The sequence below is a fragment of the Halorientalis pallida genome, from assembly GCF_049605515.1.
GTDB lineage: Archaea > Halobacteriota > Halobacteria > Halobacteriales > Haloarculaceae > Halorientalis > Halorientalis pallida_A.
The window spans coordinates 2625349-2637878 of the sequence record NZ_CP187158.1; the positions used below are offsets into that span (position 1 = coordinate 2625349).

Annotated in this window: 12 protein-coding genes; 2 read left to right on the forward strand and 10 right to left on the reverse strand. The window is 66.2% G+C overall.

Going from position 1 to position 12530, the window contains the following annotated elements; genetic code table 11:
* Window positions 1-2: 2 nt before the first annotated feature.
* From ACOZ4N_RS15140 to ahaH, 8 genes are all read right to left on the reverse strand, one after another.
* Window positions 3-1421, reverse strand: a complete 1419-nt coding sequence (locus ACOZ4N_RS15140) for an ATP synthase subunit B (RefSeq protein WP_424017201.1) — start codon at window positions 1419-1421, stop codon at window positions 3-5.
* Entirely contained in the window at window positions 1421-3181 is a 1761-nt protein-coding gene (locus ACOZ4N_RS15145; RefSeq protein WP_424017202.1) for an ATP synthase subunit A, read from the reverse strand. The genes ACOZ4N_RS15140 and ACOZ4N_RS15145 overlap by 1 nt, the downstream gene beginning before the upstream one ends.
* Window positions 3182-3187: 6 nt before the next feature.
* Entirely contained in the window at window positions 3188-3514 is a 327-nt protein-coding gene (locus tag ACOZ4N_RS15150) for a V-type ATP synthase subunit F (protein WP_424017203.1), read from the reverse strand.
* The gene (locus tag ACOZ4N_RS15155) at window positions 3511-4572 is read right to left on the reverse strand and encodes a V-type ATP synthase subunit C (protein WP_424017204.1); all 1062 of its coding nucleotides are present in this window, start codon (window positions 4570-4572) and stop codon (window positions 3511-3513) included. The genes ACOZ4N_RS15150 and ACOZ4N_RS15155 overlap by 4 nt, the downstream gene beginning before the upstream one ends.
* On the reverse strand, window positions 4569-5153 hold the full coding sequence (locus ACOZ4N_RS15160) for a V-type ATP synthase subunit E (protein WP_424017205.1): 585 nt from the start codon (window positions 5151-5153) through the stop codon (window positions 4569-4571). Before ACOZ4N_RS15160 ends, ACOZ4N_RS15155 begins: the two co-directional genes overlap by 4 nt.
* A 19-nt stretch (window positions 5154-5172) precedes the next feature.
* A complete protein-coding gene (locus ACOZ4N_RS15165) occupies window positions 5173-5460 on the reverse strand; it encodes a F0F1 ATP synthase subunit C (protein ID WP_424017206.1) in 288 nt (95 codons plus the stop codon).
* A gap of 181 nt (window positions 5461-5641) precedes the next feature.
* Window positions 5642-7942: a V-type ATP synthase subunit I gene (locus ACOZ4N_RS15170; protein ID WP_424017207.1), complete on the reverse strand. Its 2301-nt coding sequence runs from the start codon at window positions 7940-7942 to the stop codon at window positions 5642-5644.
* Window positions 7929-8261, reverse strand: coding sequence for an ATP synthase archaeal subunit H (ahaH, locus tag ACOZ4N_RS15175; protein ID WP_424017208.1), 333 nt, complete (start codon window positions 8259-8261; stop codon window positions 7929-7931). Before ahaH ends, ACOZ4N_RS15170 begins: the two co-directional genes overlap by 14 nt.
* A 172-nt stretch (window positions 8262-8433) precedes the next feature.
* Between ahaH and ACOZ4N_RS15180 the strand changes: the two genes are divergently transcribed.
* Window positions 8434-9057, forward strand: a complete 624-nt coding sequence (locus ACOZ4N_RS15180; protein ID WP_424017209.1) for a methyltransferase domain-containing protein — start codon at window positions 8434-8436, stop codon at window positions 9055-9057.
* A 303-nt stretch (window positions 9058-9360) separates the two neighbouring features.
* On the opposite strand, the gene ACOZ4N_RS15185 is transcribed toward ACOZ4N_RS15180, so the two are convergent.
* Both ACOZ4N_RS15185 and ACOZ4N_RS15190 read right to left on the reverse strand, forming a co-directional pair.
* Complete coding sequence (locus ACOZ4N_RS15185) at window positions 9361-9825, reverse strand: type IV pilin (RefSeq protein WP_424017210.1); 465 nt, start codon at window positions 9823-9825, stop codon at window positions 9361-9363.
* A 27-nt stretch (window positions 9826-9852) separates the two neighbouring features.
* Entirely contained in the window at window positions 9853-11106 is a 1254-nt protein-coding gene (locus ACOZ4N_RS15190) for a DUF7096 domain-containing protein (RefSeq protein ID WP_424017211.1), read from the reverse strand.
* Window positions 11107-11295: 189 nt separating this feature from the next.
* On the opposite strand from ACOZ4N_RS15190, the gene ACOZ4N_RS15195 reads away from it, so the two are divergent.
* Entirely contained in the window at window positions 11296-12495 is a 1200-nt protein-coding gene (locus ACOZ4N_RS15195) for a helix-turn-helix transcriptional regulator (RefSeq protein ID WP_424017212.1), read from the forward strand.
* The last annotated feature ends 35 nt before the right edge of the window (window positions 12496-12530 follow it).

Consider the following 12530-nt stretch of genomic DNA (forward strand, 5'->3'; position numbering starts at 1 on the left):
CGTTACTCCTCGGCTTCGACCGTCTCGCCCTCGTCTTCGACGTACTTCTCCTCGATGAGCTCCTCGTCGATACGGTTGAGCTCTTCCTTGGGGAGCTGGGAGAGCAGTTCCCAGCCCAGATCGAGGGTCTCGTCGATGGAGCGGTTGGTCCGGAAGCCCTGCTGGACGAACTCCGTCTCGAAGTCGTCCGCGAAGTCGAGATACTTGTTGTCACGTTCCGACAGGGCCTCGCGACCGACGATGTTCACCAGGTCACGGAGGTCCTCACCTTCCGCGTACGCGGCGTACATCTGGTCGGACACGTCGGCGTGGTCCTCGCGAGTCAGGCCCTCGCCGATCCCGTCGTCCATCAGCCGGCTCAGGCTGGGCAGGACGTAGATCGGCGGTTCGATCCCCTGACTGTTCAGGTCACGGTCGACGTAGATCTGCCCCTCGGTGATGTAGCCCGTCAGGTCCGGGATCGGGTGGGTGTCGTCGTCGCCGGGCATCGTCAGGATCGGAATCTGCGTCACCGACCCCTCCTCGCCCTCGATACGACCGGCCCGCTCGTAGAGCTGGGCCAGGTCCGTGTACATGTACCCGGGGTAGCCACGGCGACCCGGGACCTCCTCCCGTGCGGCACCGATCTCGCGCAGTGCCTCACAGTAGTTGGTCATGTCCGTCAGGATGACCAGGACGTGGTAGTCCTTCTCGAAGGCCAGGTACTCGGCGGTGGTGAGCGCGAGTCGCGGCGTGACCGTCCGCTCGACTGCGGGGTCGTCCGCGAGGTTCATGAAGACGACCGAGCGTTCCAGCGCACCGGTGCGCTCGAAGTCGTCCATGAACTCGTTGGCCTCCTCCTGCGTGATCCCCATCGCGCCGAAGATCACTGCGAACTCCGAGCCCTCGTCGTCGCCGCCCTCGTCTTCCTCCGGGACGGTCGCCTGCCGGGCGATCTGGAGCGCGAGGTCGTTGTGGGGCAGCCCCGATCCCGAGAAGATCGGGAGCTTCTGGCCCCGAACCAGCGTGTTCATGCCGTCGATGGCCGAGACGCCGGTCTGGATGAACTCCTCGGGGTACTCCCGGGAGTAGGGGTTGATCGCCTCGCCGACGATCGGTCGTTCCTCGTCCGGTTCGATTTCGGGTCCGCCGTCGATGGGTTCGCCCGACCCGCTCAGGACGCGCCCGAGCAGGTCCTCCGTCAGCTTCATCTGCAGGGTTTCACCGAGGAACCGCACCGAGGAATCGCGGTCGATCCCTTCGGTCCCCTCGAACACCTGGATGGCGACGAAGTCGCTCGTCGATTCGAGCACCTGGCCGCGGCGGGTGTCGCCGTCCGGGGTCTCGATCTCGACGATCTCGTCGTAGCCGACGGGCTCGTCTACTTCGGCGTACACCAGCGGACCGCTGATCTCCGTGATGGTCTGGTATTCTTTCTGCATTAGTAGAGCTCCCTGATCTGCTCGGTGATGTCGTCTTCCAGTTCCTCGACGTACTCCTCCCACTCGTCCTGGACGCCGATCCGGTTGAGCTGGGGGATGGCGTCGACGGCCGTGATCTCCTCGACCGGGACGCCGGCCTCCAGCGCCTCGAAGGCCTCGTCGTTGAAGGTCTTGATGGCACCGAGGATGGCGTAGGTCTTGGCCGGTTCGCAGTACGTGTCGATGTCGTGGAAGGCGTCCTGCTGGAGCCAGGCTTCACGCAGGTAGCGTGCGACTTCCAGCGTGAGCTGCTGGTCTTCGGGCAGGGCGTCCTTCCCGACGAGCTGGACGATCTCCTGGAGTTCGTCCTCCTCGTCCAGCGTGTCGATGGCCCACTGGCGCTGTTCGGACCAGTCGCTCGCCACGTTGTCCTCGAACCACGGGTCGAGCTGGTCGCGGTACAGCGAGTAGGACTCGTTCCAGTTGATCGCCGGGAAGTGCCGGCGCTCGGCGAGGTCGGCGTCCAGCGCCCAGAACGTCTTGACGATACGCAGCGTGTTCTGGGTCACCGGCTCCGAGAAGTCCCCGCCCGGCGGCGAGACGGCCCCGATGACAGACACGGAGCCCTCGGTGCCGTTGATGTTCTGGAAGTAACCGGCTCGCTCGTAGAACTCGCTGAGGCGGGCGGCGAGGTAGGCCGGGTACCCCTCCTCACCGGGCATCTCCTCCAGCCGGGAGGAGATCTCCCGCATGGCCTCGGCCCACCGCGAGGTGGAGTCGGCCATCAGCGCCACGTCGTAGCCCATGTCGCGGAAGTACTCCGCGATGGTGATGCCCGTGTACACGCAGGACTCACGGGCGGCGACGGGCATGTTCGAGGTGTTCGCGATGAGGCAGGTCCGGTCCATCAGCGCGTTCCCGGTCGTCGGGTCCTCCAGTTCCGGGAAGTCCTCGATCACTTCCGTCATCTCGTTGCCACGCTCGCCACAGCCGACGTAGACGACGATGTCCGCGTCGGCCCACTTGGCGAGCTGGTGCTGGGTGACGGTCTTGCCCGAACCGAAGGGGCCGGGAATCGCGGCCGTCCCACCCTTCGCGAGCGGGAACAGGCCGTCGAGGATCCGCTGGCCCGAAACCAGCGGCGTGTCCGGCGTCTGCTTCTCGTCGGCGGGGCGCTGGGAGCGGACGGGCCACTCCTGGCGCATCTGGATCTCCTCGCCGTTGTCGAGTTCGACGACGGTGTCCTCGACGGTGTAGTCGCCGGATTTCACGTCGACGACTTCGCCGCCCTCGTAGTCGGGCGGCACCATCACTTTGTGGTCGATACTGGGCGTCTCGGGGACGATGCCGACCACGTCGTTGGGGCCGACTTCGTCGCCCTCGGCGACCTCGGGGTTGAACTCCCAGGTCTTCTCCAGGTCGATCCCGGGTGCGTCGACACCGCGGTCGAGGAACGCACTGCCCATCTTCTCCTCGAGCACGTCGAGCGGGCGCTGGACGCCGTCGTAGATGGCGTCGAGCATGCCCGGTCCGAGGTCGACGCTGAGGGGCGCACCCGTCGACTCGACGGGTTCGCCCGGGGAGACCGCGGAGGTCTCCTCGTAGACCTGGATGGTCGTGATGTTGCCCTCGATCTCGATGACTTCGCCCATCAGTCCCTCGTGACCGACGTAGACCACGTCGTTCATCTTCGCGTCGAGGTCTGTCGCCGTCACGACGGGACCGCTTACGCTCTCGATCTGTCCGTCTTCGCGGACGTCGGATTCTGTCGCTTGACTCATTCGTTGTTAGTCTTCCTCCATGAGGTCGATACCGATAGCTCGTTTGATCTGCTCGCGCAGGCCGCCGCTGCCGGCACCCTCGCCGCCGAGGGTGACGAGCACCGGTTCGACGCTGGTCTCGACGTCGTTACGGACGCCTCGCGAGAGATGCTCCAGATCGTCCTCGTGCATCACCAGGATGCCGACGTCGTCGTCGGTGAGCATCCCCTCCACTGCGTCGTCCAGCTCGGCCGCCTTGTCGTCCTCGGGCACGTCCGCGAACTTGCGGACGCCGGCCAGCCGGAAGCCGGTCGTGAAGTCCGGACTCCCGATGACAGCGATCTCCTGGCTCATAGTATCACCAGTTCGTTCTCGATCTCGTCCTGTGAGAGGCCGCCCTCCCGGCCGCGCGCGATGGCGCGGATGTTGTCGACCTCACGCTCCTTGGCCAGCACGTACGCCAGGACCGGACAGATCGACAGCGGATACCGGTTGGACAGCCGCCCCGAGTACTCCAGAAGCGCCGCGTCCAGGGCGCGCTCGAACTCGATGAGGCTGTCGGCCGCCTCCAGAGAGTCCAGCCCCGCTTCGAGGTCGTCGCCGTACTTGCTCGACCGGACGAACTCGACGAGCTGGTCGCGGTTGCGCGCCAGCTGGCGGATCTCGTCCTCGTCGAACAGCTTGCCGCCCTCGATGTAGTACTCCGAGGGGTCGAGATCCGCGCCACTGCGGGCCAGCCGGAAGGCGTTCCGGAGGTTCCGGAAGTCGACTTCCGCGCTGAGGAACTCGACGTACAGCTCCATCGCCCGGGACTGCTCGCCCGACAGGCCCGTCAACAGGTCCTCGTAGAAGGCCCGGTCGAGGGCGTTCTCCAGCGGCACGAGGACGCCCTCGTCCTCGTAGACCGCGTACGCCTCGGCGAGGAGGTCACCGAAGCGGGTCGGTTCGAGCAGTTCCACGAGCTCCTCGATGGACCCGGCGTTGAGCAACTGGTCGAGGAAGGCGTCGTCGAACTCGCCCGCCCGGATCAGGTCCGTCTCGACGTCGCTGGCGTCGGTGCCGGCGTACAGCCCCCGGATGATCGTCTTGACGTTCCAGACGTCGAACTTCCGGAGGTAGCGAGCCACGTAGTCGTACAGCTGGCCGTCGGCCCACTGCAACAGGTCGTCGAAGTGCTTGGCGACGTTGCGGTTCAGCGCGTACTCGATGAGGTCGACGCCCGAGTGGCGCGCACCAAGGGCGTTCATCTCGCTCTCGTACTCGCTTTCCTCCATGAACCGGGCGATCTCGCCCGGCCCCATCCGGATCAGCTTCCGGTAGTCGTCGTCGTCGAACAGCGCGGCGCGGCGCGAGCGGACTCGCGCGATCACGTACTCGTAGTTGCTGCCGCCCGCGGTTCGTTCCGTACTCATTGCTCGAACAGTCTGTCGCTGATCTCGCCGAGGTTGTCCTCCCAGACCTCCTCAAGGATCGAGTCGAAGGTGTTGTTCACACGGATCCGCGAGCCTTCGCTCTCGACGACGACGCCGCCGAGGCAGTCGTACTCGCCGGCGAAGTGCCCGTCGAGTCCTTCCTCGTCGAGCAGTGACTCGATCAGGTCCTCGTCGTCGGCGTGTCCGTGAACCGCGAGTTCGTCGTCGGCGTCGAACTCCTCGGTGGCCGCGACGAGCAGTTCGCGGGTCAGCTCCTCGCGGTCGTCGCCTTCGATACCGGCAATCTCGTCTTCGACGGCCTCGCGGACCTCGCCGAGGACGTTCCGGCGCGCTTCGAGACGCTTCTGCTTGGCCTCGAGCTTGGCACTGGAGAGGCGCTGTTCACGCTCCTGTTCGATAGTCGATGCTACCGCTGCCTCGCGTTCGCTGCGGATCTCCTCGGCGTCACGTTCCGCTTCGGCCACGATCTCCTCGGCTTCGGCCTCCGCCTCGGACGTGATTTCCTCCGCACGCGCGCGGGCTTCCTCCCGAATGTCCTCTACGACCGTATCAAGACTCATTGGTAGAAGGGTGGGAGAGTTACTGCGGGACGACGAAGACGACGACCAGTGCCAGAATGACAAGCGTCTCGGGCAGGACCGTGAGGATCAGCCCACGACCGAACATGTCGTCGTCCTCGGCGATCGCGCCGACCGCGGCCGCACCGATGCCACGCTCCGCGAAGCCCGCGCCGAACGCCGCTAGCCCGACTGCGAGGGCGGCTGCGGCCTTGTTGGGGATCGCGGGTGCCTGGTTGATCGTCTGTGCGCCACCTTCCTGAAGAACCGGTCCGAGTGCGGTCAGTACCGCGGTGAATGTTTCGATCATGATTTGGGTTCCGGGATTCGCTCGTTCCGAACATCCGGATATGGCTCTACGGGCTTCATAAAACTTCCCAAATGCCGTCGTCAGCGCGTGAAAACCCGGTGAGAGACAGTCTCACGGTTCGGGCAACTAACCGGACGCGGCCGGCCGCGCCACGCTCGCTCGGCAAAAAATGCGGGAGCCGTCAGTCTTCGGTCGTGTACTCGCGGTCGTAGCCGAACGGCGAGTACGCGCGACCGCCGCCCTCGTAGAACTTCCCGAAGAACTCGACGTACTCGAGACGCACCGCCTGCAGGCCGGCGCTGGTGACACCCAGCGCCAGCACGAGCAGGTGGCCCACGACGAGGATGAGCAGGCCGACCACGAGCGCCGCGATGCCCATGTGCATCATGCCGGGGAACATCACGTTCGTCACTTCGTGGCCGTGGTAGGTTCCCTTCTCCAGCATGTGGGCGGGCGAGTGGCCGATCCCGAAGTGCCAGGCACCGTCGCCGGTGACGTACACGCCGAAAAAGAGCAGGTTGACCACGAAGGCCATCCCCGCCTTGGCCAGCAGGACTGCGGCCAGTCGCGTGTACGACAGGACGTTGACCAGCACGTTCAGGAACTCGACGAACTCGATGGGTTCGGTGTAGGTCAGGAGTCCGAGCCCGACGAAGAACACCGCGAGCCCGGCCAGCCCGACCGTCGGGCTGAAGCCGGTGAAGCCGAGCGGGAGCGGGTTCCCGGCGAAGACGCTCTCGGAGCCGTAGAGGATCGGCGGCGCGCTCCCGAACGCGCCGGCGAAGATCCAGGTCCACATCCCGAACATCATCATCAGCCAGGAGCCACTCTCACCGAGCGCGTCCATGAAGCCGTGTTCGAGGTTCTCGATGAAGTCGAGCACCCAGCCGATGGCCAGGTGGACCACGCCAGCCAGCAGGCTCAACACGAGCCAGCCCATGGCGTAGCTCCCGTACTTGGGCTGGAGACCCTTGTGCAGGGGCGACCCGCCCATACCGAGCGCGCCCTCCCAGAGGTACGACGAGATCAGGTGGAGTCCGAATATCTCGCCGTAGAGGACGCCGAAGATGGCGGTGAAGCCACCGGCCCACATGCCGACGCCACCGAGACTCCGGATCACGTCGCTGTCGAAACTGCTGTAGAGCCAGTAGCCCAGTCCCATGTAGAGGATCCCGTAGCCCAGGTCACCGATCATGAACCCGAAGAAGGCCGGGAAGGTCAGGAAGACCAGCACCGTCGGGTCGAACTCGGTGTACTTGGGCCGGTTGATGACTTCGACCAGCGCCTCGAAGGGCTTGGCCGCACCGGGGTTGTCCTGGATGACCGGCGGAGAGTCATTGCCCATCGTCACATTTCCACCGTCGGCAACCGTCTCTTTCTCCTGCTCCTGTTCGGCCTCGGCTTCGGCGGGCGACTCAGCGCCGTCGGTCGCGTCCGCACTCACGCTCGCGCCGAGGTCGGCCTCGGTCGCGCCGCCGGCGGCGGGCGCGCCCTCGGTCACGTCTTCGGCGTGGGTCGCGTGCCCTTCGCCGTCGTAGTCGGCGCGTTCGAGTTCCTCGACCTCGACGTGGTCCCCGACGGCGTCGGCGAGCGCCGATTCGAGGCGCTCGTACTCGTCGGTCGGGAGCCAGCCCTCTGCGACGAAGGCGTTCTCGGTCGTCGCGAACGAGAGGGGCGCTTCGGCCTTCTGTGCCTCGATGGCCAGCGTCTCCTCGGCGGCCAGCAGGAAGCCGGCCACGTCGAGTTTGAGGTCTTCGAGTTCGTCCTCGACCGTGTCGAGTTTGGACTCGAGTTGCTGTTTGCGGTGGTTCAGCTCGGAGATGTACTCCTCGGGACTGCCCTCGGCCTCGGGCACGTCGTAGGCCTGGAAGTTGGCCCCGACGAGCAGGTCCTGGACCGAGGCGTCGACACCTTCCTCGACGGGGTCGGTCGCCTCGGGGTAGACGAAGACGGCGACCGCGTCGCCCTCCGAGAACACCTCGAAGGCGGCGACGCTGTCGTCACCGGCAAGTTCGGCCTCGATGGTCTCGGCGTCGCCCTCGCCCACGCCGACGGCCAGCGAGTCGTAGCCCGTCAGGAGGTCGAGGTCGATGCCCAGCGCCGCGAACGGTTCGACGCTGTCGATGCGCTCTTCGACCGTCCGGAGTTCGTCCCGCAACTCCTCGCGGCGGTCGTCGAGTTCGTTGACCTCCTCGCGGATGTCTTCGAGTTCCTCGTCGAGGGCGTCCTCGGTCACCAGCCGCGTCGGGCCGGCGTCGGCCTCGTCGACGTCGAGGATGGACTTCAGCGAGCGGACGGTGACGAGCTTCTCGGAGGCCGCGTCGCCGCCTTCGGCGGGCGTGCCGGGCTCGAAGCCCTCCCACGCGCCGTCGTAGTCGCTGAGATCGACCAGACGCAGGTCGTGTACGGTCTCGACGACCGACTCCATGACCTGTTTGGAGCCGGTCACCGAGACCCGACTCATTTGCTCAGGTCTGAGCATGCACCGCCTCCTCGAACAGGTCTGTTACGTGTTCGATCACCTCGTCGCGCTGCGTCTCGGCCTGGTTTTCCAGCTCCTCGCGTTGTTCGTCTCCCTCCGCGAGGATCTTCTCCCGTTCGGCCTCGATCTCGTCGCGGGCGTCCTCGAGGCGCTGTTGGGCCATCTCCTCGGCCTCCTCGCGGGCCTGCTGGCGAATCTCCTCGGCCTCCTCCCGGGCCTCGGAGATCGTCGTTTCGGCCTCCTCTTCGGCCTCGGCGACGATCTCGTCGGCCTCTTGTTCGGTCTCTTTGATCCGATCGAGAACCTCTGGCCTTGGCATTTGAATCATCCGGAGATTACAGAAGCGGCTATATGGTAGTTGCGAAGTTTGCCGCCACAATCCGGTGTTCGTAGCTGTGTGACACGTTCACGGCCGCTCGGCTCCCCCGGCCCGTTCCGCTGGCGGCCGGAAATCCGGGGAATTATCACCTCCAGCGCCCTACACCAACCCAATGGGAGTCCTCGAGAACAAGTCCCGGGCCCGGCTTTTCTACAAGTACCTCTCGAAGGTGTACGACCAGATCAACCCCTTCATCTGGAACGAGGAGATGCGCACGGCGGCCATCGACCTCCTCGACATCGAGCGCGACGACCGGGTCCTCGACATCGGGTGTGGCACCGGCTTCGCGACCGAGGGCCTGCTCGACCGCGTCGACACCGTCTACGGCCTCGATCAGAGCCCACACCAGCTGGAGAAAGCCTACGAGAAGTTCGGCAAACGGGACGGCCCCGTGAACTTCCACCTCGGCGACGCCGAACGGCTCCCCTTCCGCGAGAACACCTTCGACGTGGTGTGGTCCTCGGGCTCCATCGAGTACTGGCCCAACCCCGTCGACGCCCTCGCGGAGTGTCGCCGCGTCGCCAGACCCGGCGGGCAGGTGCTGATCGTCGGCCCCAACTACCCCAACTCGTCGGTGTTCCAGCGACTCGCCGACGCGATCATGCTCTTCTACGACGAGCGCGAGGCCGACCGGATGTTCCGGGAAGCCGGCTTCGTCGACTTCGAACACCACACGATGGGACCGGAGTACAACCCCGAAATCGCGATTACGACGGTCGCGACGGTGCCGGAGTGACGGGCCGCGAGCGTGCGAGCGGCCCGCTTTTGGTCCAGCTTTTGTGACGAGTGGTTGCGAGCGCCGCGAGCAACCCGAGGAACAAAAGGTGGATGCCGGACCGGAGTACAACCCCGAAATCGCGATCACGACGGTCGCGACGGTGCCGGAGTAGAGAGGATCTGTGCCGAGCGCGACCGCGGGGAGCGCTCGGCTTTTTCGCCCACGTTTTTCGAGGAGAGGTGGCCGAGCGGAGCGAGGCCACCCGACGATGAAAAAGGTGGGGTCGCGACGGTGCCGGAGTAGCGACCGCGTCCGGGCCGTTCAGGCGGTTGTCTCCAGCGCCGCCAGTTTCTGCCCGTCGAGGTAGAGTTCGACCGTCACCTGCGACCCCGGCGCTATCTCGGGGTCGTTCGTACCCGCCAGTCGCACGCTCGCACGCTCGCCGGCCTGCCACTCGCCGTCGGCGGCGGTGTTGAACGGGCCGGTCGGGCCGGACTCGAAGCCGGTAGCGGCGAAGAAGGGGACCGGTGGCTGGTGCGCGAGCGGGCGGCCGTCGATCCGGACGCGGACCCGGAGCGCGGAGACGGCGATGGGGTCGCCGCCGCGGTGCAGGAGGGTCAGTCGATCCGCGTCGGCGTCGGCCCGGAGTTCGAAGGCGGCCCGAGTCGGGCCGGTGTCGGGCGGTGCCGCGCCGAGGGCGGTCACACCGACGGCGGCGGCTGTGAGCACGGCGACGGCGAGCAACAGGACGACACCGACGACGGAGCTGAGCGCGCGGGTCGACACGCCGGTCGGTGGTCCCGGTCTCCTACTTCAACCTCCGGTGTGGATGGTGCTGAACGTGAGCCGGTCGTCACCGGCGATCACTTCGATCCGAGTGTTTGCCCCCGGCTGGACCGTCCAGAGGCGACCGTCGGCACCGGTCGTGCCGACGAACTGACCGTCGACCACGATCCGGGCATCGACGGCGTCCCCGCTCGTCGTGTCCCGGACGGTCATCTCCATCGGTCCGGTCGGGTGTGACATGTTCACACGCGCGGCGAGGTCGGCGGTGGCGTTCCGTGCGGTGGCGGTTCCGGTGACCGGGAGCGTCGACAGCCGTTTCTCCTGGGTCTCGAAGAAGATCTCGCCGTTCGACCCGTCGAGGTACGTCACGAGCCGGCCGTGTTTGTGGTTGATCGTGGCCCGGTAGATACTGCTGACGATCGGTTCGATGTCCGGGTACGGCCGTCGCTGGTTGTTCTCGGCCCACGGGTACAGTTCGTACACGTAGTCGATGGCGGCCCCGAGGTCGCCGTCGAACCGGTCGCTCCCGCTCCGCTGGTACCGGCTGTCGATGTACGCTTCACGGACGTACTGCCCCTGATCGACGCCGGCGACGACGAACCCGTCGTTCGAGGCGGTCATCAGGTATCGCCGCGAATCGCGTGTGCCAGCCAGCGAGTCGACGACGTTGCTCCGCACTTCCGTCGACAACAGGCCGGTTCGCTGTTCGACGTTGTTGAACCGGGTCGAGAGGTCGAACGAGATGACGTAGCCCTCGGTGTTCCCGGCGACTCGCTCTATCCGTCGGGCGCTGGAGTAGATCGCTCGGGCGCGCGAGTCGATCTCTGCGACTCGTCTGAACAGCAACTCGGCCGAGATGCGGCCGTCGTTGAAACTCTCGACGGATCGCTGCTGGCGCTGGAACAGTGCGGTCGTCCGGTTCTCGAGGTCCGCGACGGCCCGCTGGAGGACGGCTGTCTTCGCCGAGGTGTTGGGAGCGGCTCTGAACGCCTCGACGGCGCTCTGGCCGGCGAGTGACTCCTGGAGGCGCGCGCTATCGACCGCGACCGTCGCGCCGAAATCGAGGGAGGCGTTGCCGAATCGCGTGCGTTCGTTCCCGCTCTCGGGGATGGCGAGGTAGTTACTCGAGTTCTGCGTGGAGACGATCGGTGCGACGACGGCGTCGGCCGCACCGCGATCCGCCTCGGGTGTCGCCGGTCCCGGGGAGAGGGCTGGCGTGCCGACGGTCACCGTCGCGGTGACGACGAGCACGCCCATCAATACGGGGAGTGAATATCGCATGGCGGGTACCTGCTACATGGAGACGGGACTACAAAAAACCCGACCGACTCTCGCTGTCACACGCCGATCCTGTTGGACAGGCTACCTTTCTGTCGGCGTATGAGCGCCGCTTAGACCTTTCACAGCCGCTCCTGACGTTTTTTTACCTGATGGAAAGTGTTTTCCCCGAGGCGCGAACAGAGAGGACTAATGTTGACGCGGGCACACGCCGCCCTGCTCGCCTCACTCGCCCTCCTCCTGACCGCAGGTCCGGTGGCTGCCCCGGCGCTCGCCGACGGGGCCGAGGCTCACCAGCCAGCCGTCTCGAGCGGTGTCTCCCTCCAGACACAGGACACGGAACTCAACCGGACCGACACGACGTTCACCGTCGGGATCAGGTCGAACGGTGACGCGGTGTGGACGATCAGGCGGAACTACACGGTCGATACCGAGGCAAAGCGGGCGGCGTTCAGTTCGGTCGCACGGGACTTCGAGAGCGGTTCGGGGCTCGACACGATCAGAACGGCACGGGCTGCCAGCGAGCGCGCCAGCGCCGCGACCGGTCGGCCGATGGAGATTACGGGTGTGACCCGACGGAGTACCATCACGGGCGATACCGGGGAACTCGTCCTCGAGTTCACCTGGACGGGGTTCGCTCGCAAGTCCGGGACGTATCTCTACGTCGACGACGTGTTCCTCTCGCCCAACGGGACGTGGTTCCCGACCCTGGGGGCCAACCAGACGCTCACAATCGTTCCACCGCGGGCTTACGACCTGTACAGCGCCTCTCCACCGGGTTACTCGGTGACGAACGCGTCGCTCCGCTGGGAGGGTGACCAGGAGGGGACCTTCGAGGTCAGCCAGCCGTCGGTCGTCTACCAGCGAAGCGGGAACGCCACGTCGCCCAACGCCAGCACGCCCGGGCCGCAGTCCGGCGGTATCTCGCCGCTGTTGCTCGTCGGCATCGCGGCGCTGTTCGTCGCCGTCGTCATCGCGTATCTGCTCGCGACACGGGACTTCGACGTGCCGTCACCGGCCGCACCGACCGACACTGGTGACGGCGGCAGCGACGGTGACGATCCGCCCGCAGCGGCCGGGACAGCCGCCTCGACGACCGACGGCGGGACGGCGGCCGGGGCCGCCGAGGCTGGCGACGACGAGATCGACGAGGAACTGCTGAGCGACGAGGAACGGATCGAGCGCCTGCTCGAACGGAACGGCGGGCGCATGAAACAGGCGAACATCGTCAAAGAGACCGACTGGTCGAACGCGAAGGTGTCCCAGCTGCTCTCCTCGATGGACGACGAGGGCCGCATCGACAAACTCCGGATCGGCCGGGAGAACCTCATCTCGTTCCCCGACGAAGACATCACGGACACGAACGGCGAGGAGCCGGAAAACGGCGGATAGAGCTGCCGAGCGCCCTCGGCCACCACCGTCGGGTT

Bases quoted from the DNA above. Each gene is read 5' to 3' on its own strand.
- ACOZ4N_RS15140 (WP_424017201.1), bottom strand. From the start codon at position 1,421: ATGCAGAAAGAATACCAGACCATCACGGAGATCAGCGGTCCGCTGGTG.
- ACOZ4N_RS15145 (WP_424017202.1), bottom strand. From the start codon at position 3,181: ATGAGTCAAGCGACAGAATCCGACGTCCGCGAAGACGGACAGATCGAG.
- ACOZ4N_RS15150 (WP_424017203.1), bottom strand. From the start codon at position 3,514: ATGAGCCAGGAGATCGCTGTCATCGGGAGTCCGGACTTCACGACCGGC.
- ACOZ4N_RS15155 (WP_424017204.1), bottom strand. From the start codon at position 4,572: ATGAGTACGGAACGAACCGCGGGCGGCAGCAACTACGAGTACGTGATC.
- ACOZ4N_RS15160 (WP_424017205.1), bottom strand. From the start codon at position 5,153: ATGAGTCTTGATACGGTCGTAGAGGACATTCGGGAGGAAGCCCGCGCG.
- ACOZ4N_RS15165 (WP_424017206.1), bottom strand. From the start codon at position 5,460: ATGATCGAAACATTCACCGCGGTACTGACCGCACTCGGACCGGTTCTT.
- ACOZ4N_RS15170 (WP_424017207.1), bottom strand. From the start codon at position 7,942: ATGCTCAGACCTGAGCAAATGAGTCGGGTCTCGGTGACCGGCTCCAAA.
- ahaH (WP_424017208.1), bottom strand. From the start codon at position 8,261: ATGCCAAGGCCAGAGGTTCTCGATCGGATCAAAGAGACCGAACAAGAG.
- ACOZ4N_RS15180 (WP_424017209.1), top strand. From the start codon at position 8,434: ATGGGAGTCCTCGAGAACAAGTCCCGGGCCCGGCTTTTCTACAAGTAC.
- ACOZ4N_RS15190 (WP_424017211.1), bottom strand. From the start codon at position 11,106: ATGCGATATTCACTCCCCGTATTGATGGGCGTGCTCGTCGTCACCGCG.
- ACOZ4N_RS15195 (WP_424017212.1), top strand. From the start codon at position 11,296: ATGTTGACGCGGGCACACGCCGCCCTGCTCGCCTCACTCGCCCTCCTC.